Origin of the sequence: Streptomyces sp. cg40 (assembly GCF_050320165.1) — a bacterium.
GTDB classification, from domain to species: domain Bacteria; phylum Actinomycetota; class Actinomycetes; order Streptomycetales; family Streptomycetaceae; genus Streptomyces; species Streptomyces hokutonensis.
In genome coordinates this window covers 516,406-539,978 of sequence record NZ_CP190128.1, presented here as the reverse complement: position 1 = coordinate 539,978, position 23,573 = coordinate 516,406, and the positions used below count along the sequence as shown (strand labels likewise).

22 protein-coding genes and 1 pseudogene are annotated in these 23,573 nt (G+C 69.8%); 8 read left to right on the top strand and 15 right to left on the bottom strand.

Annotated elements, in window-relative coordinates:
• Window positions 1–51: 51 nt before the first annotated feature.
• The 6 genes and pseudogenes from ACQHII_RS02255 to ACQHII_RS02230 all read right to left on the bottom strand — a co-directional run.
• Window positions 52–303, bottom strand: a pseudogene (locus tag ACQHII_RS02255) (DUF402 domain-containing protein); the annotation flags it as partial.
• Between the two features lie 178 nt (window positions 304–481).
• The gene (locus ACQHII_RS02250) at window positions 482–1,072 is read right to left on the bottom strand and encodes a TetR/AcrR family transcriptional regulator (protein WP_427917567.1); all 591 of its coding nucleotides are present in this window, start codon (window positions 1,070–1,072) and stop codon (window positions 482–484) included.
• 43 nt (window positions 1,073–1,115) lie between these two features.
• On the bottom strand, window positions 1,116–1,565 hold the full coding sequence (locus tag ACQHII_RS02245) for a hypothetical protein (RefSeq protein ID WP_427917566.1): 450 nt from the start codon (window positions 1,563–1,565) through the stop codon (window positions 1,116–1,118).
• Window positions 1,558–2,973, bottom strand: coding sequence for an APC family permease (locus ACQHII_RS02240; RefSeq protein ID WP_427917565.1), 1,416 nt, complete (start codon window positions 2,971–2,973; stop codon window positions 1,558–1,560). The genes ACQHII_RS02245 and ACQHII_RS02240 overlap by 8 nt, the downstream gene beginning before the upstream one ends.
• Window positions 2,966–4,873, bottom strand: a complete 1,908-nt coding sequence (locus tag ACQHII_RS02235; protein ID WP_427917564.1) for a primary-amine oxidase — start codon at window positions 4,871–4,873, stop codon at window positions 2,966–2,968. The genes ACQHII_RS02240 and ACQHII_RS02235 overlap by 8 nt, the downstream gene beginning before the upstream one ends.
• 111 nt (window positions 4,874–4,984) lie before the next feature.
• The gene (locus tag ACQHII_RS02230; protein ID WP_427917563.1) at window positions 4,985–5,404 is read right to left on the bottom strand and encodes an ATP-binding protein; all 420 of its coding nucleotides are present in this window, start codon (window positions 5,402–5,404) and stop codon (window positions 4,985–4,987) included.
• A gap of 301 nt (window positions 5,405–5,705) precedes the next feature.
• Here ACQHII_RS02230 and ACQHII_RS02225 point away from each other — a divergent pair, with 301 nt between their 5' ends.
• The 4 genes from ACQHII_RS02225 (at window position 5,706) to ACQHII_RS02210 (ending at window position 9,432) form a co-directional block, all read left to right on the top strand.
• On the top strand, window positions 5,706–6,803 hold the full coding sequence (locus ACQHII_RS02225) for a PP2C family protein-serine/threonine phosphatase (RefSeq protein ID WP_427917562.1): 1,098 nt from the start codon (window positions 5,706–5,708) through the stop codon (window positions 6,801–6,803).
• 71 nt (window positions 6,804–6,874) lie between these two features.
• Window positions 6,875–7,330, top strand: a complete 456-nt coding sequence (locus ACQHII_RS02220; protein ID WP_427917561.1) for a MarR family winged helix-turn-helix transcriptional regulator — start codon at window positions 6,875–6,877, stop codon at window positions 7,328–7,330.
• A gap of 28 nt (window positions 7,331–7,358) precedes the next feature.
• Window positions 7,359–8,411, top strand: a complete 1,053-nt coding sequence (locus ACQHII_RS02215) for an LLM class flavin-dependent oxidoreductase (RefSeq protein WP_427917560.1) — start codon at window positions 7,359–7,361, stop codon at window positions 8,409–8,411.
• 58 nt (window positions 8,412–8,469) lie between these two features.
• The gene (locus ACQHII_RS02210) at window positions 8,470–9,432 is read left to right on the top strand and encodes a GNAT family N-acetyltransferase (protein WP_427917559.1); all 963 of its coding nucleotides are present in this window, start codon (window positions 8,470–8,472) and stop codon (window positions 9,430–9,432) included.
• On the opposite strand, the gene ACQHII_RS02205 is transcribed toward ACQHII_RS02210, so the two are convergent.
• The 3 genes from ACQHII_RS02205 to ACQHII_RS02195 all read right to left on the bottom strand — a co-directional run bounded on the left by ACQHII_RS02205 (window position 9,419) and on the right by ACQHII_RS02195 (window position 12,210).
• Entirely contained in the window at window positions 9,419–10,468 is a 1,050-nt protein-coding gene (locus tag ACQHII_RS02205) for a chitinase (protein ID WP_427917558.1), read from the bottom strand. The genes ACQHII_RS02210 and ACQHII_RS02205 overlap by 14 nt on opposite strands.
• Window positions 10,469–10,612: 144 nt before the next feature.
• Window positions 10,613–11,782 carry a permease gene (locus ACQHII_RS02200; RefSeq protein ID WP_427917557.1) on the bottom strand — a complete coding sequence of 390 codons (1,170 nt, stop codon included), beginning with the start codon at window positions 11,780–11,782 and terminating at the stop codon, window positions 10,613–10,615.
• 80 nt (window positions 11,783–11,862) lie between these two features.
• The gene (locus ACQHII_RS02195) at window positions 11,863–12,210 is read right to left on the bottom strand and encodes a DUF2218 domain-containing protein (RefSeq protein WP_427917556.1); all 348 of its coding nucleotides are present in this window, start codon (window positions 12,208–12,210) and stop codon (window positions 11,863–11,865) included.
• Window positions 12,211–12,328: 118 nt separating this feature from the next.
• Here ACQHII_RS02195 and ACQHII_RS02190 point away from each other — a divergent pair, with 118 nt between their 5' ends.
• Together ACQHII_RS02190 and ACQHII_RS02185 are read left to right on the top strand one after the other, a co-directional pair.
• Window positions 12,329–12,910, top strand: coding sequence for a TetR/AcrR family transcriptional regulator (locus tag ACQHII_RS02190; protein WP_427917555.1), 582 nt, complete (start codon window positions 12,329–12,331; stop codon window positions 12,908–12,910).
• Entirely contained in the window at window positions 12,907–13,653 is a 747-nt protein-coding gene (locus tag ACQHII_RS02185) for a hypothetical protein (protein ID WP_427917554.1), read from the top strand. Before ACQHII_RS02190 ends, ACQHII_RS02185 begins: the two co-directional genes overlap by 4 nt.
• Before the next feature lie 28 nt (window positions 13,654–13,681).
• Here ACQHII_RS02185 and ACQHII_RS02180 read toward each other — a convergent pair whose 3' ends face one another.
• The 4 genes from ACQHII_RS02180 to ACQHII_RS02165 all read right to left on the bottom strand — a co-directional run bounded on the left by ACQHII_RS02180 (window position 13,682) and on the right by ACQHII_RS02165 (window position 19,135).
• Window positions 13,682–15,733, bottom strand: a complete 2,052-nt coding sequence (locus tag ACQHII_RS02180) for a beta-galactosidase (RefSeq protein WP_427917553.1) — start codon at window positions 15,731–15,733, stop codon at window positions 13,682–13,684.
• Between the two features lie 135 nt (window positions 15,734–15,868).
• Window positions 15,869–17,209 carry an ABC transporter substrate-binding protein gene (locus tag ACQHII_RS02175; protein WP_427917552.1) on the bottom strand — a complete coding sequence of 447 codons (1,341 nt, stop codon included), beginning with the start codon at window positions 17,207–17,209 and terminating at the stop codon, window positions 15,869–15,871.
• A gap of 46 nt (window positions 17,210–17,255) precedes the next feature.
• Window positions 17,256–18,206: a carbohydrate ABC transporter permease gene (locus ACQHII_RS02170; RefSeq protein ID WP_399119540.1), complete on the bottom strand. Its 951-nt coding sequence runs from the start codon at window positions 18,204–18,206 to the stop codon at window positions 17,256–17,258.
• 2 nt (window positions 18,207–18,208) lie between these two features.
• The gene (locus ACQHII_RS02165; protein ID WP_427917551.1) at window positions 18,209–19,135 is read right to left on the bottom strand and encodes a carbohydrate ABC transporter permease; all 927 of its coding nucleotides are present in this window, start codon (window positions 19,133–19,135) and stop codon (window positions 18,209–18,211) included.
• A gap of 294 nt (window positions 19,136–19,429) precedes the next feature.
• Here ACQHII_RS02165 and ACQHII_RS02160 point away from each other — a divergent pair, with 294 nt between their 5' ends.
• Complete coding sequence (locus ACQHII_RS02160; protein ID WP_427925211.1) at window positions 19,430–20,428, top strand: LacI family DNA-binding transcriptional regulator; 999 nt, start codon at window positions 19,430–19,432, stop codon at window positions 20,426–20,428.
• A gap of 55 nt (window positions 20,429–20,483) precedes the next feature.
• Here ACQHII_RS02160 and gndA read toward each other — a convergent pair whose 3' ends face one another.
• A complete protein-coding gene (gndA, locus tag ACQHII_RS02155) occupies window positions 20,484–21,953 on the bottom strand; it encodes an NADP-dependent phosphogluconate dehydrogenase (protein ID WP_427917550.1) in 1,470 nt (489 codons plus the stop codon).
• 177 nt (window positions 21,954–22,130) lie between these two features.
• Here gndA and ACQHII_RS02150 point away from each other — a divergent pair, with 177 nt between their 5' ends.
• Complete coding sequence (locus tag ACQHII_RS02150; protein WP_427917549.1) at window positions 22,131–22,991, top strand: endonuclease/exonuclease/phosphatase family protein; 861 nt, start codon at window positions 22,131–22,133, stop codon at window positions 22,989–22,991.
• A 6-nt stretch (window positions 22,992–22,997) separates the two neighbouring features.
• Here ACQHII_RS02150 and ACQHII_RS02145 read toward each other — a convergent pair whose 3' ends face one another.
• Window positions 22,998–23,462 carry a hypothetical protein gene (locus tag ACQHII_RS02145; RefSeq protein ID WP_427917548.1) on the bottom strand — a complete coding sequence of 155 codons (465 nt, stop codon included), beginning with the start codon at window positions 23,460–23,462 and terminating at the stop codon, window positions 22,998–23,000.
• Window positions 23,463–23,573 lie beyond the last annotated feature (111 nt).

Sequence of the window (23,573 nt, the reverse complement as noted above, 5' to 3'; positions counted from 1 at the left end):
CTCGACCTCGCTCACCACCCCCAACCGCCGGCCGTGGGCGTACTCGTCCTCGTCCTTCCACTCCCACCGGGACAGATCGGGCGCGACCACCAGATCCAGGAAGAGGTCGAAGGCGTCGAAGCCGATGCGCGTGCGGTGCATCGGACGCTGGAAGTTGACGTACCAGTGCGTCAGGCGACGGTCGCCCGTGCGCAGCCACTCGATCCAGCTCGTAGGGACCGCCAGCTCCGCGCCCGGCCCGCAGCCGAGGACGAGTGCCTCCGGTGTGTCGTCGACGACCCGGAACGCATGGGCACTCCACACCTTCCGACGGAACACGTCACGTCGTACGGCTGTCTCGTCCGGCTGGAATCCGTCCACGAGTCATGTCTGCCCGCGTGCCACCGCACGGAACTCCAGTGGCGTACGGCCCCGTCGAGTTCCGCATGACAGCGGCCGACATCGAGGCTGTCCCGTAGATACTCGTAGTACCCCCGCTCCTCTACGGCCGCAACGAGCCCAACAGGCCGTCGAGAACCGCCTCTTGACGCCGGGGTGTGGTGGCGTGGGGCAGCAGGACCGCGTTGATCTGGAAGCCCATGAGGGCGGCGAGGAGGGTGTCGACGACCTCGTCGTCGGGTGACCCCGTGCCGATGTCGCCCTGCCGGCGGGCCTGTTGAAGGTAGCCGCACATCTGCTCGCGCCAGGCCGCCATGGCGTTCTCGTGGACCCCGGCCATGCGCTCGTCGTGGACGGCGCGGTCCCAGAAGGCGATGACGACCCTGGCCTCCATGAGGCGTACGTCGTCGAGCGGCATGATCTCCAGGCAGAGCAGGCGCAGCGCCGGCAGGCCGGTCGTGTCGGCGATGGACTCGCGGGCGCGGACGTTGGTGCTCTCGAAGGCGTGCTGGAAGGCGGCGAGCAGGATCTCGTCCTTGTTGCGGAAGTAGCCGGTCAGCGCACCGTTGGCGTAGCCGGCCTCGGCGGCGAGGTCCCGCATGGTGACGGCGTCGAGCCCGCGTCTTGCGATCAGGGCCCATACGGCTTCGATGATCTCGCGGCGCCGCGCGTCATGATCGACGATTTTGGGCATGCCCCGACCTTAATCCAGCCGCTCCGACGCAGGTCCGACCCGGTCAGCCCAGCATGGCGGCCATGCCGAGAGCCATCATCGCGCCGCCCGCACGGCTTAGCGGACCCGCGCACGGTACACCGGGACGCAGCGCCCGGTGCATGACGGCCCCCGCCCGGGCCAGCAGCCATAGCACCACCGCCAGCGCGAACAGCCCATGGCCTTCGGCATGGTGGTCGTGCCGCCCCTGCGCGAGCCCGGCCATGGCCGCCGTGACCACGGCCATCACCGTGAGGTCGGCGGTGACCGGCCCGCGGGTGAAGAGGCACATGCCCGCCGTCACGCCCGCGCCGAAGAGCAGCAGATACGGTCCCGGACTCTCCACCACCATCAGCAGCGTCACGGCGAGCACCACAGCGTGCGGACCCCAGCGCCGTACGGGCCCCGGCACATGCCCCGCGAGGCACAGACCGGAGCCCGTCAGCGCGACCGCGGCCGGTAGAGCGTCATGCATCGCGGCGGCGCCGGACGGCGGCGGAGACCGCCCCGGCCGCGAAGAACAGGACGACGATCCCCTCGAAGAGCCGCGCGAGCGAGGCCGAACCACCGATCAGGGTGGTGAAGTTGGCCAGCACCATGTACGTGATCCAGCACAGGCCCAGGGCACCGAGGGCCGGCGCGAGCCGGGTGTGCCACAGGCGGGTGTCCGTCCCCGTGCGGGCGAAGAAGGCGATGATCGCGACCCCGACGAGGATCATCAGCACCAGCACGCCGAGCGTGGCCAGCCCGCTCATCCAGGTGAACAGCTCCAGCACCGGATCGGACCCGGCTAGGACGAACGCCCCCACGATCACGGCGGCCGACACGCTCTGCACCAGTGAACCGGCGTGCGGCGAACCGTGCTTGGCGTGACTGCGGCCCAGGATCGCGGGGGCGTCGCCCTGGCGGCCGAGGGAGAACAGATAGCGGGAGATCGCGTTGTGGAAGGCGAGCAGCGCCGCGAACAGGCTGGTCAGCAGCAGGATTTCCATCGTGTCGGAGGCGGCCGAGCCGACGTACTGCCCGGCCACGGCGAACACCAGCCCGCTCGTGTTCTTCGCCGCCGCGCCCTGTACCTGGTCCGTGCCGACCGCGAGAACGACCGCCCAGCTGGACAGCGCGTAGAAACCGCCGATGGCGATCACCGCGAGGTAGGTCGCCCTGGGCACACTGCGCTTGGGGTCCCGCGCCTCCTCGCTGTAGATGGCGGTCGCCTCGAAGCCGACGAAGGACGCGACCGCGAACATCACCCCGATGCCCGCCGAGCCCGAGCTGAAGGCACCCGGCGTGAAGGAGTCGAAGTCGATGCCGTGCGCGCCTCCTTGGGCGAGGATCGCCACCGTCATCACCGTGACGATGCCGACCTCCAGGACCAGCAGTACCGACAGCACCTTCGTGCCGACCTCGATGTTGCGGAAGCCCAGCACCGCGACCAGTCCCCACAGCACACCGGCCCACAGCCACCACGGCAGATCGGGGCCGCCGTACTTGACGACCAGCCCCTGGAGGGTGACGCCGGACAGGCCGTAGATCCCGGCCTGGATCGTGCTGTACGTGAGCAGCGCCAGCCCTGCCGCCCCGGTGCCGGTGATCCGGCCGAGCCCGGCGGTGACGTAGGAGTAGAAGGCGCCGGTGTCGACGACATGGCGGCTCATCGCCGCGTAGCCGACGCTGAACAGCAGCAGGACGACGGCGACCAGGAGGTAGGCGGCCGGTACGCCGGGGCCGTTGCCGATGGCCAGCATCACCGGCAGGGCGCCGCCGATGGCGGTGAGCGGGGCGGCGGCCGCGACGACCATGAAGACGATCCCGCCGACTCCGATGGAGCCACGGAGTTTTGACTGTGCGTCAACTGTACTGCCGCTGATGGTCTGTTCAGACATGACAGCCTCCTGTGCCTGTTGTCCCGCAGTGGCCGGAGGTGCTCGGCGGCACGTCGAGGGTGGGGTTGCGGTCGAAGAAGCCGACCGGCTTGAGCGTGAAGCCCGTGGTGTCGACCGGCATGATCGGCCAGTCCTCGGGGCGCGGGGCGTGGGTCAGCCCGAAGGTGTGCCAGACGACGAGGTCCTGCCCGTCGAGGTCCCGGTCGGCGGCGGCGTAAGCGGGCAGCCCCGCGCCACCGGGATGCTGGTTGACGAAGTCGCCCGCCGGGTAGCGCTCGGCCGGGTCGTAGGCGGTGACCCAGAGGTGCTTCGTGGCGAAGGCGGCGCGGGCCGCGACGGAGGACTCGGGATCGGCGAGCAAGGCCGGCTTGCCCTCCGGGTGCAGGGCGTAGGCGACCGGCCTGCCGAGCCGGTTCAGGGACCCGGGGTTGGAGATGTGCCACACGCGGTCCACGCCCGCGTCGGCCATCCGCTGGGCCTCGCTCTCCCGTGTCAGCGGGGTGCGCTTGAGGGCGAAGGCGTTGCCGCGCAGGTTGTCGGGCCCCATCGGCACCCGGACCGTCTCGATCTCCTCGACGCGGTTGACGGGACCGTCCACGGCCATGTCCAGCCGTGCGCCGAACAGGTGTTGGTGGTACGGGGCGCCGAGGCCGGGGGCGAGTTCGGTGGCGTAGGGGTAGTCGCCGCCGGGGTGGGCGGAGGTGAAGACGACGCCGGTGGCCTTGGCCTCGAACTCGATGGTGCCGTCGAGGTACAGGTACCAGTAGAAGCCGTAGTCGTAGTTCCCGACCGTGGTGAAGAAGGAGAGCACCATGCGCCGTTGGCGCCGGGTCTCGACGGAGCCCGCCCAGAGGTCGCTGTGCTTCCAGAGGATGCCGTAGTCCTCCTCGTGCAGACAGACGGCGTTGGTGAGGGTCTGCGGTGTGCCGGTCTCGTCGGCGATCACCGCGTCGAGGTAGGTGATGTCGCCGAGGCAGTCGCAGCCGAGCTGGAGCGCGTTGGCGTAGCGCCCGATGAGGTACTCGCCCGTGTCGAAGTAGTTCTGCCAGGACCGTACGGGGGAGGGGTCGGCGTACGGCACGACCATCTCGGCGATCGACGCGCGATGGATCACCGGGCGCCCGGCGAAGGCGAGTTGATGGAGTATCAGCCCCTCGCGGGCGTCGAAGCCGATGCGCAGGGACCAGTTCTCCCATGTCAGCGCATTGCCGTCGAGGGTGAAGCTGGGGCCCTGCGGCTGGGTGATCTCGATGGGCTTGAGGGTGGTGCGCGGTGGACCGGTGACGGCAGGGTCGTCGAAGTTCCCCGACTCCGCGGGCACCGGTACCGGCCCGTGGTCGATGACCTGGTCCACGCTCCGGTTCAGGACGTCCACGTAGGCGACGAGCCCGTCCACGGGATGTGCCCACGCGTGGTCCTTGGCGTGTTCCTGTACGAAGGCCAGCCCGCGCAGGATGCGGCGGCCCCGCTCCTGCGGGTACTCGGCGTCGTAGACCCCTGCGGAGAGCGGTGCGACGCGCACCGAGTCCACGTCCAGGCCACGGGCGTCCAGCGCTGCCAGCCAGCTCTGGTCCTTGGCGAGGATCTCCTCGACGAGCGCGAACTCCTCGTCCAGGACCGGGAGTTGGCCCTCCGTCGCGGCGTCGATCGACCGGTGCGACACGACCCGCGCCCCGGTCAGGGACACCGTCGCGTCGCGGGAGGGTCCGCCGGAGACGTCGAGCAGCAGGACCCGCAGCCGGCGATCCCCTTGCTCCGGGGCGGACTTGGGCGGGTCGAGGAGCCCGAGGTAGGCGAAGCGGGTGGTCTCCGTGACCAGCCCCGCCGTCACGAGAACGGCGCGGGCGGCGGTGATCTCTTCAGGGGTGAGCGGATCGAGGGGATGTGGAGCGGCAGCCATACGGGCCTCCGGGGGATTTTTTTCTCTACATCTGTAGAGCAAAAAATCGCGCGGCCACGTTTCGCTCGGCGGTACGCCCGCGTTGCCTTGCTGTTAAGTCCCGGGAGCCGGTCAGATGGCCAGGATCGCCCGCACCCGCTTGCCGCCCCCGGTGAGCGGGGTGACGTCGAGGCGGTGGGCCAGGCAGCGGACCATGGCGAGGCCGCGCCCGCTCTCGGCCTCGGCCGTCAGCGGCCGCACATGGGGCGGGGTCGGGTTGCCGTCGTAGACCTCGACCGTGACGCGCTCGTCGGACAGTTGGAGACGCAGCCGGCACTCGCCGCGGCCGTGCTCGGTCGCGTTGGCGACCAGTTCGGACACGATCAGCGTCGCGTCGTCGATCTGCTCCTCGTCCACCCGCGCCATCCGGCTGCGGGAGCGGGCGAGGAACTCCGACGTCAGCTTTCGCGCCTGCCCCGCCGCCGCGGCCTCGTCCGGCAGCAGGTACTCCACGCGTACGGAACGCCTATGGGTACGCCGATGCGTACGCATGGCGAATCACTTCCCCTCCTAGGACACCCGGTATCCCCGCGGTGTCACCGCACCGGGGCCGCTGCATCTCTTGCGCGGCGGGTCCTTCACCCTTCACTTGCCCGGAGTCCGTGATCGCCAACCGGCCTGTTCCGATTGGTTGTCGCCGATCACGAAATGTCAGTTCTCGGAATCAATTGGGTAAAGGGCCGGGCACTTCCGAGGGGTTGCCTGGCAGCCTTGCGATGTCCAAGGTGGGGGAGGGACCCCTGCGCGGAAGGCGAGGGCGGCTCCGGATGCCGCGACGCCGTTGGAGTGGACCATGGCCGCAGTGAAGCCGCAGCGCAGCCTCTCGGTGCTGACCTGGCTGCCCGCCGCGGTGATGGCCGTCGTCGCCGTCGGGGACCTTGTCACCGGCCCCGGGCTCGGCTTCCTGCCCCTGGCCTCCCTCGGACCGGCCTTCGCCGGACTGGTCGGCGGCTGGAGACGCACCGCGTGGTTCGGTGCGGCGGCCCTCGCCCTGTGCGTCGGACTCGGCCTCTACGACGGCCTGTTCCAGGAACGCAGGGGCTTCCTGGCGATGGTGTCGGTGGTGGGCGTGACCGGTGCGGGCATCGCCGCCGCCGTGATGCGCGGACGCCGCGAGGCCGAACTGGCCAGCGTGCGGTCCATCGCGGAGGTCGCGCAACGCGTCCTGCTGCGCCCGGTGCCGCTGACCGCGGGCCCGCTCCAGGCGGCGGTGTCGTACACCTCGGCCGTCGCGGAGGCCCGGATCGGCGGTGACCTCTACGAGGTGGTCGCCTCCCCGCACGGCGTGCGCGTCATCGTCGGCGATGTGCAGGGCAAGGGCCTGGCCGCCGTCGAGACGGCCGCCGTGGTCCTCGGCGCGTTCCGCGAGGCCGCGCACGACGAACCCGACCTGGTCGGACTCGGCGAGCGCCTGGAGCGCAGCGTCTCCCGCGTCCTGTCCGACGAGAAGTTCGTGACCGCCGTCCTCGCCGAGATCGGCACGGACCACGAGGTCCTCTTCCTCAACTACGGCCACCCGCCCCCGATGGTCGTACGGCGCAACGGCACCGCCGACTTCCCGGCACCGCCCGCCTACGCCCCGCCGCTCGGCCTCGGCGGCGCCCAGGGCGGGGAGCCCCCGAAACCGTTCCCCGTACGCTTCGCGCCCGGCGAGCAGCTGCTGCTGTACACCGACGGCGTCACCGAGGCCCGCGACGAGGACGGCACCTTCTATCCGCTCGGCGAGCGGGCGCACCTCCTGAAGGAGCCCGACGCGCAGAGTGCCCTCGACTCGCTGCGCGAGGACCTGGTCCGGCACACGGCCGGCCCGCTCCACGACGACGCCGCGATGCTCCTGCTGCGCTATCACGGGCACGGGGATACGACGGAGGAGACCTCGCCCCTCGGGTGAGCAAGTGTGCTTCACCGAGACCTTGCTCTTGCCGCAAAGTCATTGCTGCGTCAATCAAGTAAACTGGTGGCATGATCACGCCCGAGCAGCCACTGCGCCCCATGAACCCGAACGAAGAGGCGCTGGTGCGCGAACTCGCGCGGGTGATGCTCGTGCTGCCCCGCGCGGTCGACGCCGACATGGTGCGCGAGCAGCGCCTGCCGCTGTCCGAGTACACGACCCTCATGCACCTCTCCGAGGCCGCTGACCGCCGGATGCGCATGAGCGAGCTGGCGTCCGTCTGCAACCTCTCGCTGAGCGGCATGACCCGCATCGTCGCCCGCCTGGAGACCCAGGGCCTGGTCGGACGGGAACGCTGCGCGGAGGACGCCCGCGGCTGGAACGCCGTCCTCACCGACCAGGGCCTCGCCCGCCTCCAGGAGGCATGGCCCGCCCACCTCGCCAGCGTCCGGCGCCATGTCCTCGACCACGTCGACGCCGACGACCTGACCCGGCTCCTCGGCGTGATGCGCCGTATCGCCACCTGACCCACCGAGCGGACCCAAGGAGTACGACATGACCGACCCGACCAGTACCGACGGCGTCACGCTCGGTCTTGACACCTTCGGCGACGTCACGAACGGCCCGGACGGCAAGCCGCTGACCCACGGCCAGGCCATCCGCCGCCTCGTCGAGGAGGGAGTCCTCGCCGACCAGGTCGGCATCGACCACTTCGGCATCGGCGAGCACCACACTGAGGCGATGCCCCTGTCGGCGGCGGACGTCGTCCTCGCGGCCATCGCCGCGCGCACCTCGGACATCCACCTCACCTCGGCCGTCACCGTGATCAGCTCCGACGACCCGGTCCGCGTCTACCAGCGCTACGCCACCCTCGACGCCGTCTCCGCCGGCCGCGCCGAAGTCATCCTCGGCAGAGGCTCCAGCACCGAGTCCTTCCCGCTCTTCGGCTACGACCTGAACGACTACGAGGAACTCTTCGAGGAGAAGGTCGCCCTCTTCGCCGAACTGCTCAAGGAGAAGCCCGTCACCTGGTCCGGCAATACCCGCGCCGCCCTCGACGGCATCTCCGTCCACCCGCACAGCGAGACCGGCTCGATCCCCACCTGGATCGGCGTCGGCGGCAGCCCCCAGTCGGTGATCCGCACCGCCCGGTACGGGTTCTCCCTGATGCTGGCGATCATCGGCGGGGACACAGCCCGCTTCGCCCCGTTCTCCGAGCTGTACCGTCGGGCGCTGGCGGAGTTCGGCCACCCCGCGCGGCCCATCGGCGTGCACGCGCCCGGCCATGTCGCGGCCACCGACGAACAGGCCGTGGAGGAGTTCGTACCGGCCTTCCAGGAACTGATCCGCAGCGTGGCGCGAGAACGCGGCTTCCGCACCCCGACCCGCGAGAGCCTCATGCGCGACGTCGGCCCCGGCGGCGCCCTCCACGTCGGATCACCCGAGACCGTGGCCCGCAAGATCGCCGACACCCTCAAGACCCTCGACGCCACGCGCTTCAACCTGAAGTACGGCATCACCGGAATGCCCCACGACACCCTCATGACCAACATCGAGCTCTACGGCACGAAGGTGGCGCCCCTGGTGCGGGAGTTGATGGCTGACTGAAGGCGCCGGGCGCGGAAACTCCGTTGCGGGCCGGGGGCCGTCACCCGACAGTGGGTCCATGACCGCCCCCACACTCCTGCCTCCCGGTTTGCGCGTCCGCCCGGCGACACCCGACGACGCGGTGGCGGTCTGCGCCCTGCTCAATGAGGTCGACCTACTGGAGATCGGCCGTCCGGACACCGAACTGACCCGGATCCAGGCGGACTTGAAACACCCCGAAGTGGACCTGGAACACGACTCCTGGCTGCTCTTCGAGGGCGCCCGCCTGATCGGCTACGGCCTGCTGTGGGACGACTCGGGCGGCGAGCGGATCGACATCGACCACTACATCTTGCCCGGCCAACTGCCGTGCGCCCTGCACCTGTTCGCCCTGATGGAGGCCAGGGCCGCGGAACGCGCCGCCGTCAACGGAGCGTCCCGCGCCGTGGTGCATCTGCACCTCACCCTGAACCCCACCATGGACCTGCCCGCACTGCGCGCCCGGGGCTGGCAGCCGGTCCGCCGCTACAACGTGATGGCCCGTCAACTGTCGCCGTCGGCCGACCCGTTGCCCACCTCCCCGCCCGGTGTCACCCTGCGCCCGTGCCTGGAGGAAGCCGACCGGCGCATCGCCCACGCCCTCCTCCAGGAGGCCATGACCGAGCACTTCGACTTCCAGTACCGCACGTACCCGCAGTGGCTGGACGACATCGACGCCGAGCGCGTCGACTGGTCACTGATCTGGATCGCCCACGTCGACGGCCTCGGCGACGCCGCGATGCTGCGCACCCACAACGACCGCGCCTCCATGGCCTGGATCGGCAACCTCGCCGTCCTGCGCCAGGCCCGCGGCCGGGGCCTGGGCAGCCACCTCCTGCGGTACGGCTTCGGCCACTACGCGGCGCTGGGCCGCGACCGCGTCGGCCTGGGCGTGGACACCGACAACACGAGCAACGCGCTCGCCCTGTACGAACGGCACGGCATGACCCTCGACTTCGGGGTCGACACCTGGGAGCTGATCGTCTCCGTCAGCGGCGGGTGAACGACTTGAAGGTGTGGCTGAAGTACCAGGTGTCCTGAGTGATTCCGGAGCAGTTGTTGGCGCCGCCGGTGCCCACGCAGTTGCCGTTGTCGAGCTGGAGCGCCCAGAAGGAGAGCGTGTTGATGCCCCGGGCTTCAGCCCACTTCTTCACAGTGACGGCGTTGTCCGTGGTGAAGGTCTCGGCGGGGCCGAAGTCGTCGATGCCGGGCATCTCGGTGACGCCGATCCTCTTCCACAGCCTCGCCGGGTTCGTCTTCGGGTACAGCGCGGCGAGTTGGGCGTGCAGGCCGGTGGCGGCGGTCTTGGTGTCCTCGGCCATGTCGTGCGTGGCGCCGTCGTAGTAGTCGAAGGTCATGATGTTGACGACGTCGACGCGCGCACCGTTGTCGACCGCGTTCTGGAGCAGGGCCACGCCGTTGGGCGCGAGACCGGTCGTGGTCGTCGGCAGCGTGTAGGAGAACTCCACGCTGCGGCCGGTGCGTTCGGCCCAGCGCTGCACCTTGGCGATCGCCTTGTTGCGGCGGTCGATGCCCGCGGTGTTGTTGATGGAGTCGGCCTCGACGTCGAGGTCGATACGGCTCACGCCGTAGGTCGTGACCAGGCTCTCGTAGACCTTGGCGATGGCGTCGACATCGGTGCAGCTGTCGGCCAGTTCGGTGTTGGTGGTGTCCGCGCTGTAGCCGCCGAAGGACGGGATGACGTTGCCGCCGCGCGCCTGGATCGTGGCGATGTCCTTGCCGAACGTGGACTTGGCGATCGGCTGGGCGGGCAGGCCGTTCCAGTACGCCGTGCACGAACCGGCCGCCTCGGTCTGGAGGAAGGCCATGGTGAGGTACTTGTTGCCCGAGGCCGCGGCGAGCGCGGCCGGACTCTCACCGGTCCACGCCTCGAAGTACGGCGCCGCGACATGGTCCGGCATGGGCTGCGCGCGATGATCGGCGCTCGCCGCACCCCCGCCGAGAGCGACGAGCCCCGCGGACAGGGCCGTTACGGCCGTACAGGACAGTGACGCGCGAAGAGGCCCAGGTCGTCTCATTGACGCTCCCATGCTGAAAGGAGAGAAGTCGCCCCGGACCGGGGCGAACAGCGACCATATTTGGACTAGACCAATCGTCTGTCAAGGTTCTTTACAGTGAACTGACCAGTACGGTGCCGGAATTCGTCGTGAGGCGTTCCGGGGTCAGTGGTGGTGTTCGTGCTGTTGGTGCTGCTCGCCCTGGTCCGGTGAACCGCCCATCATCCGCAGCATCGCCGGTCCGCCGCTGCGCAGGAACCGTACGACCAGGCTCGCGGCCAGCAGCAGGAAGGCGATGTTGAGCCAGGTCGTGTAGTTCCAGGTGATGCCGTCGTCGGGGATCGTGGCGTCGGCCTGGTCGGGGATCAACCCCAGCCCGCCGAAGGCGAATTCGACGATGTAGCCGGCGACGGCCATCGCGGTGAAGAACGTGACCAGCAGGAAGCCGGCCATCCGGGCGCCGTAGTACTTCCGGTAGATGTTCAGGATCGGCAGGATCAGCAGGTCGGCGTAGATGAAGGCGATCACCCCGCCGAAGCTGATGCCGCCCTTCCACAGGACCACCGCGAGGGGCACGTTGCCGATCGAGCAGACGAAGGTGGCGATGGCCACCAACGGGCCGACGAGCGGACCGACCAGCTTCGCGGCGAGGGGGTGGTCGGCGAGGAAGAACGTGTGCCAGAAGCTGTCCGGCACCCAGGCGGCGATAGCGCCCGCGATCAGCAGTCCGGCCACCAGGTCGCGCAGGATCGCGGCCCACTCCATCACGAAGATGTGCGCGACGGACGTGAACCCGTCCCGCGAGAACAGCCGGCGGACGAAACTCCCCTCACCCCCGATCGACATGTCCATCGCCGCATGCCCCTCCATGGAACCGGCGAGCCCGCGCTCCGCCTGCTCCTGTGCCTGGTGCAGCAGACGCTGACGCAGGAAGAGCCGGAACAGCACGGCGAGTACGACGATCATGATCGGTCCGCCCACGAACTCGGCCGCGGTGAACTGCCAGCCCATCAACAGGGCCAGGATCACGCCGAGTTCGACGACCAGATTGGTGGAGGCGATCTCGAAGGCCATGGCCGCGGTGAAGTTCGCGCCCTTGCGGAACAGGGAGCGCGCGAGCGCGACAGCGGCGTAGGAACAGGACGACGAGGCCGCGCCGAGCCCGGCGGACAGCGCCAGCGTGCGCGGCCGGTCGTCACCGAGCAGCCGTACGACCGTCGACCGGCGCACCACCGCCTGTACGACGGCGGAGAGCGTGAAGCCGAGGATCAGCGCCCAGGTGACCTCCCAAGTCATCGAACCGGCAATGGACAACGCGTGCCCGATCGCTCCCATGAACCCGCCCCTCTCCGGTGTGCGTCTGGAGGGACTATACCCCTAGGGGGTATCCGGCGCACGGAAGGCGGCGGCTTCGGCTACGGCGACGGCTGCCATTCCACCCGCAACGGGTCGCGCCTGCTGAACCGGCCGATGTGCGTGGTGACGAGATCCTGAAGTCGTCCCAGGTTCTCCCGGTCCTCGGCCTCGACGCGCACGCGCAACAGGCCGGGGGTGGCCCGGAGGGTGCACTGCCCCCATGGCAGGCGGATCAGCCCGTCGCTGTCCGTCCATTCGGCATGGATCTGGTCGGCGGGAACGTCCGGGAGCGCGTGTGCCCGTGGGCGGTGGACCAGGTGGCGGCCCTTGTTGTCGAAGTGTTTGCAGAGTTGCACGAGGTACCGGCTGGGGCGTTCGGTGGCTATGTGTGCTTCGGCGGTGTGCATGAGTGCCTCGGTTCGGTCGTCCGGTTGCTCGGCTTGTGCTTCCTCGACAGCTTTATCGAGACACTCTGTCGCTGTCAATGCATGATGTCTCGACAGTGGCGCGACGTATGCTTGGGTAGTGCCGAAGATCTGGAACGAGACCATCGAGGAGCACCGCCGCGCCGTACGCGACGCGGTGCTGGAGACCACGGCGGTGCTGGTGACCGAACGCGGGCTGCGTTCGGTGACGATGTCGAAGATCGCGGAGGCGAGCGGGATCGGCCGGGCCACGCTCTACAAGTACTTCCCGGACGTCGAGTCGATCATGACGGCGTGGCACGAGCAGCAGATCACCGGGCATCTGCGCGAACTGGCCGAACTCCGGGACGGCCCCGGCAGCGCGGGCGAGCGCCTGCGGGCGGTACTGGAGGCGTTCGCGCTCATCCAGCAGCGGCGCCACGGTCACGGCCCCGAACTCGGCGCGCTGCTGCACCGGGACGACCACGTCGCCGGCGCCGAGCAGCACCTCCACCGCTTCCTGAGCGAACTCCTGGCGGAGGGCGTGCGGGCCGGCGACATCCGAGACGACGTCTCCCCGGACGAACTGGCGACCTACTGCCTCCACGCCCTCGCCGCGGCGGGAGTCCTGCCGTCCAAGGCGGCGGCACGACGACTCGTCTCGGTCACCCTCGGGGGACTGCGCCCGACGGCCGCCGAATGACCGGGCTTCCGGACTTCGACGTGCTGCTGGCCCGGTTGGCGAGTCACCGGCAGCTGGACATCGCCGGTCTGGCGAGCTCGGCGGAGATCCCGGAATCCGAACTCCGCGCGGTGTACGAGGGAATGGCGCCGAGCCCTTCGGCGCTTGGGAGACTCGCGCCGGTGTTGAACCTGCATGCCGCCGACTTGTTCGTGATCGCGGACGTGCCGGTACCGGACGAACTCGCTCCACTGGCCGCATGGGCGGGAGGGTTGGTCGCGGGCCTCGTGAAGGACGCTGTCGGCCTGCCCGCGGATCACAGACGCCGGTTGAGTCGACTTGCCCGATCCCTGCCCCAGGAGAGCCGCACGGAGCCGGTTCGGACACCGCGGGTGTACGAACGGTTCGAGCGCGGTCCAGGTGGCGTGCTCATGGGCATGGTCGGCAACCGCAACCTGACCTGGACCGGGATCGCCCACACCTTTCTGAGCCTGACGGGCCGGTACTGGGCCGCGTCCACGTACGGAGGCGTGGGAAACGGCCGTAAGGAACTCACGCCCGACCTGCTGACCGACTTCGCGACCGTCCTGGGCGTTCCCGTCGGCACTCTGTCGGTCCTCACCGGTGTCGACGTCCCCGACGGCCCGCCGGTCCCGAACCCGGCGGCCGTCGACGCGGCCGAACTGATGTGGGACGTACGGCGCCTGACGGTCGATCAGGTCCGTCAGGTCGCCGACGCGGCACGGGCCGTGCCACGCGGGTGACCGCTGCCCGCACTCACCCGCCCCGTCGTCAGTTCGCGGGCTGGCGTACCACCGCGACGTCCCTGGGGGAGAGGACCGGGAAACCGTCCTCGCCCGCCGTGCCGACCAGGAGTTCCCCGGACAGCCCCGTCAACGGCACTGTCCCGTCCGTGCGGTTGACCAGGAACAGGTAGCGGCTGTCGGCGTTGCGGCGGACGGTCAGTTCGACGTCGCCCCTTGCCCGGGACGGGAGTTCGCTGTCGACGCCGGCGGGCGCGAGCAGCCGGGGGAGCAGGCCGGTGAGCCCGGCGCGGCCCAGTCGGGTGGAGACGTAGGCGGCCGAACCACCGCCCACCGTACGGCGGGTGACCGCGGGGCGGCCCGTGTACGTGCCGCTGCGGTAGTGGGCCAGGACCTCCACCTCCGGGTCGGTCACCGTGATCCGGTCGGTCCACAGGGAGCCCGTGACGGCACCGTCGAGGTTCAGCTCGACCGTGTCGCCGTCCAGCAGCGGGCCGAACTCCTCGATGCGGATGCCCAGCAGGTCGCGCAGGGCGCCCGGGTAGCCGCCGAGCCAGATGTGGTCGTTCTCGTCGACGACACCGGAGAAGTAGGTGGAGACCAGGTGGCCGCCCTGCTCGACGTAGCGCGTGAGTTCCTTGGAGAGGGACGCCGGGATCATGTGGAGTACGGGTGTGATCACCACGTCGTAGCGGTCCAGGGCGGTCTGCGCCGTGACGATGTCGGCCCGTACGCCGAGGTCGAGGAGGGCGGAGTACCAGTCCAGCGCTTCCTGGCGGTAGTCGAGCCGGTCGGTGGGGTGCGAGTCCTGCTCGCTCGCCCACCAGGACTCCCAGTCGAAGACGATGCCGACCCGGGCACTCTCGCGGTCCGTGCCCGCGATGGGCGCCAACGTCCGCAGGGTGCGGCCGAGTTCGGCGACCGCGCGGAAGAGGTCGCTGTCGGCACCGGCGTGCGGCACCATCGCGGAGTGGTACTTCTCGGCGCCGGCCGCCGACTGGCGCCACTGGAAGTAGCAGACGGCGTCGGCGCCGTGCGCGACGTGCAGCAGCGAGTCGCGGGCCAGGTCGCCGGGGCGCTTGGCCACGTTCACGGGCTGCCAGTTGACGGCGCTGGTGGAGTGCTCCATCAGGAACCACGGGCGGCCGGCCGAGATGCCGCTCACGAGATTCGCGGAGAAGGACAGCTCGTCGCGGTCCTGCGAACCAGGCGTGACGTAGTGGTCGTTGGAGACGAAGTCGATCTCGGCGGCCCAGTCGGCGTAGTTCATGCCCTTGGTGTTGCCCATCACCATGAAGTTGGTGGTGACCGGCACGCCCGGCGTGATCTCGCGCAACAGGTCGCGCTCCGCGCGCAGATGGTCCTTGAGCGCTTCGGAGGAGAAGCGCTTGAAGTCCAGTTGCTGCGTGGGGTTCGGGAAGGAGGCGGCCAGCCGGGGCGGCAGTATCTGCTCCCAGTCGCTGTACCGCTGCGACCAGAACGCCGTGCCCCAGGCCTGGTTGAGGCTCTCGACGGTCGAGTAGCGGGCGCGCAGCCAGTCGCGGAAGGCGCGGGCCGCGTCGTCGGAGTAGTCGTAGACGTTGTGGCAGCCCAGCTCGTTCGAGACGTGCCAGGCCACGAGCGCGGGGTGGTCCGCGTACCGCTCGGCCAACTTCCGTACCAGGCGCAGCGCGTGCTCGCGGAAGACCGGCGAGGTGGGACGCCAGTGCTGGCGGCCGCCCGGCCAGAGGGTCTCGCCGGCGGCGGTCACCGGGAGGATCTCCGGGTGCTCCGTGCTCAGCCACGGCGGCGGGGACGCGGTCGCGGTGGCCAGGTCGACGCCGATGCCGCCCGCGTGCAGCAGGTCCATGATCTCGTCGAGCCAGCCGAAGTCCCAGTCGTCCCGGGCCGGTTGGATGCGGGCCCAGGAGAAGATCCCCAACGAGACGATGTTGACGCCGGCCTCGCGCATCAGCCGGATGTCCTCGTCCCACACCTCGCGAGGCCACTGCTCCGGGTTGTAGTCGGCACCGTAGGCGAGACGGGGGCCGGCGTCACCGTCCGGCCCGTGCCGCAACTGGGACAGGAGGGTGGAGATCATGGGGGTCCTTCCGGTTACTGCACAGGCGGAACGCGATGCGGGGTGGATTCCGGGCGGGCCGCCGCCGGGCGAGTGCTGCTCGGCGGCGGCTCCCGAGGAGGTGCCGGTCGCTGTGGACCGGCTACTTCGAGCGGGTCACTTGTTGACCGTGAAGCCCTGCTCGTTGCCGTACTTGACGGAGGCGTCCTGCCAGCTCTTCAGACCCTGGGCCAGCGTGGTGCCCGAGATGTAGGCCTTGCCGACGGTGTCGTTGAAGATCGAGTTGGCGTACTGCTGGAAGGGCAGGTACGACCAGTCGGACGCGACCTCGGACGCGGACTGCGCGAAGATCTCGTTGGCCTTCTGGCCGCCGAAGTACGGGAACTCCTTGTTCAGGAACGCGGAGGACTGGAGTTCCGCCTTGGTCGCCGGGAAGGCGCCCTGGTCGACACGGGTCTGGACACCGGCGCCGGCGTTGGCGTACTCGACGAACGCGTAGGCGAGTTCCTTGTTCTTGCCCAGCGCGGGCAGGGCGAGGGACGAACCGCCGTTCTCCGCGCTGGCCTTGGCGCCCGCGGTCCACTGCGGCATCGGGGCCGCGCGCCAGTCGCCGGAGGCACCGGCCACACCGCTGACGAAGTTGGCGGGCATCCAGGCACCGGTGGTCAGGGTGGCGATGGTGCCGTCACCGAGACCCTTGTACCAGTCGTCGGTCCAGCCGTTGATGGGCGAGACGAGCTTCTCGTCGAGGAGCTTCTGCCAGGTCTCCGTGTACTTCTTGGCGCCCGCGTCCTCGAAGTTGACCGTCACCTTGGTGCCGTCGACCTTGTAGGGGCGCGAACCGGCCTGCCACAGCATGCTGGTGGTGAAGCCCGCGTCACCGGCGTCGTTGGCGATGTACGCCTTCGGGTCGGCCTTGTGCAGCTTGCGGGCCGCGTCGACGTACTCGTCCCAGGTGGTCGGGACGGCGATCTTGTACTTGTCGAAGACCTTCTTGTTGTAGAACATCGCCATCGGTCCCGAGTCCATCGGCAGGCCGTAGACCTTGGAGCCGTCGCTCACCGCGTTCCACGGACCGGCCGTGTACTTGGAGGCCAGCTTGTCGGCGCCGTACGGCGCGAGGTCGGTGAGCCCCTTGGTCAGGGAGTACTGGCTGACTGCGAAGTACTCGACCTGGGAGACGTCCGGGACGCCCTTCCCGGCCGCGATCGCGTTCGACAGCGCGGTGTAGTACTTGTCACCGGACTTGTCGCTGACCAGGTTGACCTTGACCTTGGGGTACTTCTTCTCGAAGTCGGCCGCGACCGTCTTCAGCGTGGGCTCCCAGGCCCAGACGTTGACCGTGCCGCCCTTCTTCAGGGCCGCCTGGATGTCCGAGGCCGAGACGGCCTTCGAGCTGGAGCTGTCGTCGTCCGAACTGCCGCACGCCGTCGCCCCCAGGGAGAGGACGGAGAGGAGGGCGAGGCCGCGCAGCAGGCGGCCGGTGGTTCTGCGCATGGAGGTGCTTCCACTTCTTCGTGGTCGGGACTACTTGAGGGTTGGGTTATTCCTTGACGCTTCCGGCGGCGAGGCCGGACTGCCAGTACTTCTGCAGCAGCAGGAACGCCGCGATCAGCGGCACGATGGTGAGCAGCGAACCAGTGATCACCAGGTTGAAGATGACGTCGCCGCCGATGGTCTGGGCCTGGGAGCTCCAGGCGCTCAGACCCAGGGTCAGGGGATACCAGTTGGGATCCCTGAGCATGATCAGCGGCAGGAAGTAGTTGTTCCAGGTCGCGACCGTGGTGAACAGCAGCACCGTGACGACACCGGGGGCGAGCAGTGGCAGCGAGACCTGGAAGAAGGTGCGGATCTCGCCGGCTCCGTCCATACGGGCGGCTTCGAGGAGTTCGACGGGGATGGCCTCGGTCGCGAAGACCCACATCAGATAGAGGCCGAACGGCGAGATCAGCGAGGGGATGATCACCGCCCACGGGGTGTCCGTCAGCCCGATCTTGCTGAACATCAGGAAGGTGGGCACCGCGAGGGCCGTGCCAGGGACGGCGACGGCCCCGATGACCACGGCGAAGATCGCGCGCTTCCCGGGGAAGTTGAACTTCGCCAGCGCGTAGCCGCCGAGGATCGCCAGGAAGGTGGCGCCGCCGGCGCCGAGCACGACGTAGAGCAGGGTGTTCAGCAGCCACCGGCCGAAGATGCCGTCGTGGTACGTGAACGTGTCGTGGATGTTCGACCAGAGGGCGAAGCGGTGGGCGAACCACAGGCCGTTGGAGTCGGCCAGCCCCGACTGGGTCTTGGTGGCGCTGATGACCAGCCAGATCAGGGGCACCACGGTGTAGACCAGGATCAGACCGGTGAGCACGGTCAGCAGCACACTGCGCTTCGGGCGTCCGGGCGTGTGCTTCTTGCGGGGGGTGCGCAGCCGGGGCGCGCTCCGGGAGCCGCCGCCGGACGGTGCGGGCGCCGACCCGGGGGCGGTGGTGACGGGGGTGCTCATGGTCAGGCTCCCTTGCGCATGCCGCGAAGCTGCACGACATAGGCGATGACCATGGTGATCAGCCCCATGATGATCGCGACCGCCGCGGAGTAGTTGTGCTGCTGGCCGTTGAAGGACAGCGAGTACGTGTAGAAGTTCGGGGTGTAGTCCGTCGTGATCGCGTTGCGGGCCAGCGGTCGCAGGATGCTCGGCTCGTTGAAGAGCTGGAAGCTGCCGATGATCGAGAAGATCGTCGCGATGACCAGGGCGCCGCGGATCGCGGGGAGCTTGATGGCGGTGATGACGCGGAACTGCCCGGCACCGTCGATCTCCGCGGCCTCGTACAGCGAGGTCGGGATGACCCGCAGCGCGGAGTAGAAGATCAGCATGTTGTAGCCGACGAACTCCCAGGTCACGATGTTGCCGATCGACGCCAGCACCAGGTGCGTGGAGAGCGGGTCGGGCAGTGTGATGCCGAAGGCGCTGTTGATGTCGCCCACCAGACCGAACTGGGTGCCGTACATGAAGCCCCACATCAAGGTGGCGACCACGGCGGGCACGGCGTACGGCAGGAAGATCGTGATGCGGAAGAAGTCCCGGCCGAAGAGCCGGCCGCTGTCCAGGGCGAGGGCCACGAACAGGGCGATGCCGAGCATGATCGGCACCTGGATCACCAGGAACAGCGAGACCCGCTCCAGGGAGGACCAGAACTGGTCGTCCTGGAAGGCCTGCGTGTAGTTGTCCAGGCCGACGAAGTGGTTTCCGCCGATGAGCTGGTTGCGGTACAGGCTGAGATAGACCGAGTACACGATCGGAGCCAGGAAGACGAAGGCGAAGACCACCGCGAAGGGGCCGATGAAACCCCACCCTGTCCAGGAACGGCGGTCCCGTTTGGCCGATGGCCGGACCGGGGGCCGATTCGCGGCCGCAGGGGGCTGAAGCGTCGTCATGTAGTTCCTCGCTCGTCCATCTCGGGACCGGCGTCATACGCCGTCGCGATGGTTGCGTAAACACCCAGGTCCGAGAGGGTCCCGGCCTGTTATGTTTACGTAAACATCTGATGGCGGCATGTCTACACTGCCCCAATGTCGGTGGTCAAGGGTCGTTTGGTGAAACGTGCCCCAGGCAATCGGATCGATAGGGGAAGGAGACGGGTGGACACAGCGCACAGTGCCTCGGCCGGCACCGAGGAGCCCCGCAGACGCGGCGGGAAACGGGTCGTGCAGCGCGCCCCGAGCGCGTCCATGGCCGATGTCGCACGCCTGGCCGGCGTCTCCTCGCAGACCGTCTCGCGGGTGTCCAACGGTTACGCGGGCGTGAACGAGGAGACCCGGCAGCAGGTCCTCGCCGCCATGAAGGAACTGGGCTACCGGCCCAACAGCGCGGCCCGCGCGCTCAAGCGGGGTGAGTTCCGCACCATCGGCGTGATCACCTTCAACCTCTCCACCACGGGCAACATGCGCACCCTGGAGGCGATTGCCACCTCCGCCGCGCACGAGGGCTACGCCGTCACGCTGCTGCCGGTCGCCGTCCCCACCCAGGACGAGGTGCGCGGAGCCTTCTCCCGCCTCGGCGAACTCGCCGTCGACGCCGTCATCGCGATCATGGAGGTCCACCTCCTCGACGCGGCGACCATCTCGCTGCCGCCCCACGTCCAGGTCGTCGTCGCCGACTCCGACGCGGGCGACCGCTACAGCGTCGTCGACACCGACCAGAACGGCGGGGCGCGCGCCGCCGTACGCCATCTCCTCGACCTCGGCCATCGCACCGTCTGGCACCTCGCCGGGCCCGAGGAGTCCTTCGCCGCGCAGCGCCGGGCCGCCGCCTGGAGTGCCGAACTCACCGACGCGGGACGGCCCGTGCCGCCTGTGCTGCGCGGCGACTGGTCCGCGGAGTCGGGCTACCGCGTGGGTCTGGAACTCGCCCAACAGGCCGACTGCACAGCCGTGTTCGCGGCCAACGACCAGATGGCCCTGGGCCTGCTGCGGGCCCTGCACGAGCGCGGCCGGCGCATCCCCGAGGACGTCAGCGTGATCGGCTTCGACGACATCCCCGAGGCCGGTTCCTTCCTGCCGCCCCTGACCACCGTCCACCAGGACTTCGCCGAGGTCGGCCGCCTGTGTGTGCAAGGTGTTCTACGGCGCATGCGGGAGCGCGGCGACCAGCACGGCACCACCCTCGTGCCGACCGAACTCGTGGTGCGCGCCAGCACGGCGGCGCCCGCCCTCGCCGTGGACGAGTAGCGGGCGCATGGTCTTTCCGGCCCGCCTCAACAGGCGGGCCGGACACGGGAGTTGGTCAGGCGGTCGTCTCCGGGCGGCCGGGCCGGGACCAGTGGGTGTGGAAGGTGCCGGAGCGGTCGGTACGCCCGTAGGTGTGGGCGCCGAAGAAGTCCCGCTGCCCCTGGAGCAGGGCGGCCGGCAGGCGCTCGGCGCGCAGCGTGTCGTAGTGCGACAGCGCGGCGGAGAACGCCGGGACGGGGATACCCCGGCGGGCCGCGGAGGCCACGACCTCGCGCCACGGGACCTGCGCGTCGCCGATCTCCCGCGCGAAGGTCTCCTCGCCGAGCAGGCTGACCAGACCCGCGTCGGCCGTGTAGGCGGCGCGGATCCGGTCGAGGAAGGAGGCGCGGATGATGCAGCCGCCGCGCCAGATCCCGGCGACCGCGGCGAGGTCGATCGACCAGTCGTACTCGGTGGCCGCGTCCTGGATCATCTTCCAGCCCTGGTCGTAGGCGATCACCTTCGAGGCGTACAGCGCCTGCTCGACCTGGGCGGTGAAGCGCTCGGCCTCGGTGCGGCTGAGCGGGGGAGTGGTGCCGCCGGGCAGGCCGCGGTAGGCCGCGCGCAGGTCCGCCTGGCTGGAGGAGGCGCGGGCGAAGGTGGCCTGGGCGATCGCGGTGACCGGCGAACCCAGCTCCAGCGCGGTCTGCACGGTCCAGCGCCCGGTGCCCTTCTGGCCCGCCGCGTCCTTGACGATGTCGACGAACGCCCCGCCGGTCTCGGCGTCCGTGTGCGCGAGCACCTCGGCCGTGATCTCGATGAGGTAGGAGCCGAGCCGTCCCTCGTTCCAGCGGCGGAAGACGTCCGCGATCTCGGCGGGGGTGTAGCCACCGACCTGGCGCAGCAGGTCGTAGGCCTCCGCGATGAGCTGCATGTCGGCGTACTCGATGCCGTTGTGCACCATCTTCACGAAGTGCCCGGCGCCGTCGGTCCCGATGTGCGTGGAGCAGGGCTCCCCGTCGACCTTCGCGCTGACGGACTCGAACATCGGGCCGAGCACGGCGTACGACTCCGCCGAGCCGCCGGGCATGATCGACGGCCCGTTCAGCGCGCCCTCCTCGCCGCCGGAGACCCCGGCGCCGACGAAGTGCAGGCCCTGTTCGCGCAGGGCGGCCTCGCGGCGGCGGGTGTCGGCGAAGTGCGCGTTGCCGCCGTCGATGATCATGTCGCCGGGCTCCATCAGCGCGGCGAACTCGTCGATCACGGCGTCGGTGGCCGGACCGGCCTGCACCATGATCATCAGGCGGCGGGGGCGTTCGAGGGCGGCCACGAACTCCTGTGCCGTCTCGGCCGGGACGAAGGCACCCTCGTCGCCGTACTCCTTCATCAACTCGTGGGTCCGGTGCGGCGACCGGTTGTGGACGGCGACCGTGTAGCCGTTGCGGGCGAAGTTGCGGGCCAGATTGCGGCCCATCACACCCAGGCCGGTGACGCCGATCTGCGCGGTGGCGTCGGCGGCGGGGCTGTGCGGTGCGGATGCGTTCATGGGGTGCCTGTTCTCCGAGTCGGTGACGTGGCGGGTCGGCGCTGGGCGCCCATGCCCGCTGGTACGTGCGCGATCGCGGATTGACTCGAAATTCCGCGTGATTGGGAGCGATCTTGTCGACCGCCGCACGGTGTGTCCCGCCGGATGCGAAGATCGCTCCCCTGGGAGGGAGCGGCCATGGGTGACATACGGGTGACGTGTGCGACGTTCAACGTGCTGCACGGCCAGCTGATCCGGGCGGACGGGCACCCGGCCGCCGCCCGACCCGAGGACCCCTCGGCACCCCTCGCCGAAGCCGTCGCGTCCCTGGACGTCGACGTGCTGGCCCTCCAGGAGGTCGACCGCTTCCAGGAACGCTCCGGCCGCCTCGACCAGGCGGCGGTCGCCGCCACCGCGCTGGGCGCCCTGGACTGGCGCTACGCGACGGCGCTGCACAGCCGTCTCGTGCCGGGCCGGGGCTGGGTCAACGACCCGGCCGAACCCGCGCCGCGCGTCCACGGAACCGAGGCACTGGAGCCCGAAGTCCCGTCACAGGGCGTCGCGTTGCTCTCCCGGCTGCCGGTCCGCGAGTGGCGGGCCCTACGGCTGTCTCCGGGGCCGCTGGCCGTGCCGCTGAAGGTGGCCGGGCGGACGGCTCCGGTGCTGGCCCGCGATCAGCCCAGGGCCGCCCTGGCCGCCGTACTGGAAGGACCGCGCGGCCCGTTCACCGCGGTGGCCCTCCATCTGTCGTTCGTACCGGGCTGGAACATCCGCCAGCTGCTCACCGTCCGCCGCTGGATCGCCGATCTGCCCCGACCCCAGCTGCTGCTGGGCGACTTCAACCTGATCGGCGCGCTGCCCCGGGTCGCCCTCAACACGACCGCGCGGCACAGCTGGCGGGGTCCGGCCGGGCAAGCGACCTACCCCTCGCACCGGCCCCGCGTCCAGCTCGACCACATCCTGGCGACGGGGCTCGACGCCGACGCCGTGGGGACGGCACGCGCGCCGAGGACGGCGATCTCGGACCACCGGCCGCTGGTGGTGGAACTGTCGCTGTGAGCCGGTTCAGTTCCACAGGGGATAGGTCACGACGTGCGCGAACTCGTCCGGCCTGCCGGCGGTGTACGTCAGACTGATCCGGCCGTACTGCCGTACCCCCGGATGCCGCTTCCACGTCTGCGCGTTGTCGAGCCGGACGACCACCGGATACGAGTGGAACTTGCCCGCCGCGCAATAGGGTTTGCAGTCGTTCACCCAGTTGACGCCCGTCGCCGTCGCGGAGTTGGCGTCCCAGTTGGTCCAACGCAGCGACGCCAGGCGGCTGTTGCCGTCGCCGCAGGCGAGCATGAAGTCGGCGGGGCGCACCTCGGGATGCCAGAGGCAGTCGACCAGCACGGGGACCGCGGGCTGCCGCTGGGCGACCGGGGCCGCCTGCACCGTCGCCGGGGCCGCGGAGGAGGTGCCCACGGCCGGCGCCAGCAGGGCGGCGGCACAGACCGTGACGAGTCCGACCATGGTGTGTTTGTACATGTTCCGCTCCCGGCCGCCCGTTCGTACCCGTCGCTCCGCACCCGCACCGGCGGTGGGCCCGCCCGGCGGGACACGGTCGTCGTCCGTCGTCTCGTTCGACGCTACGACCGC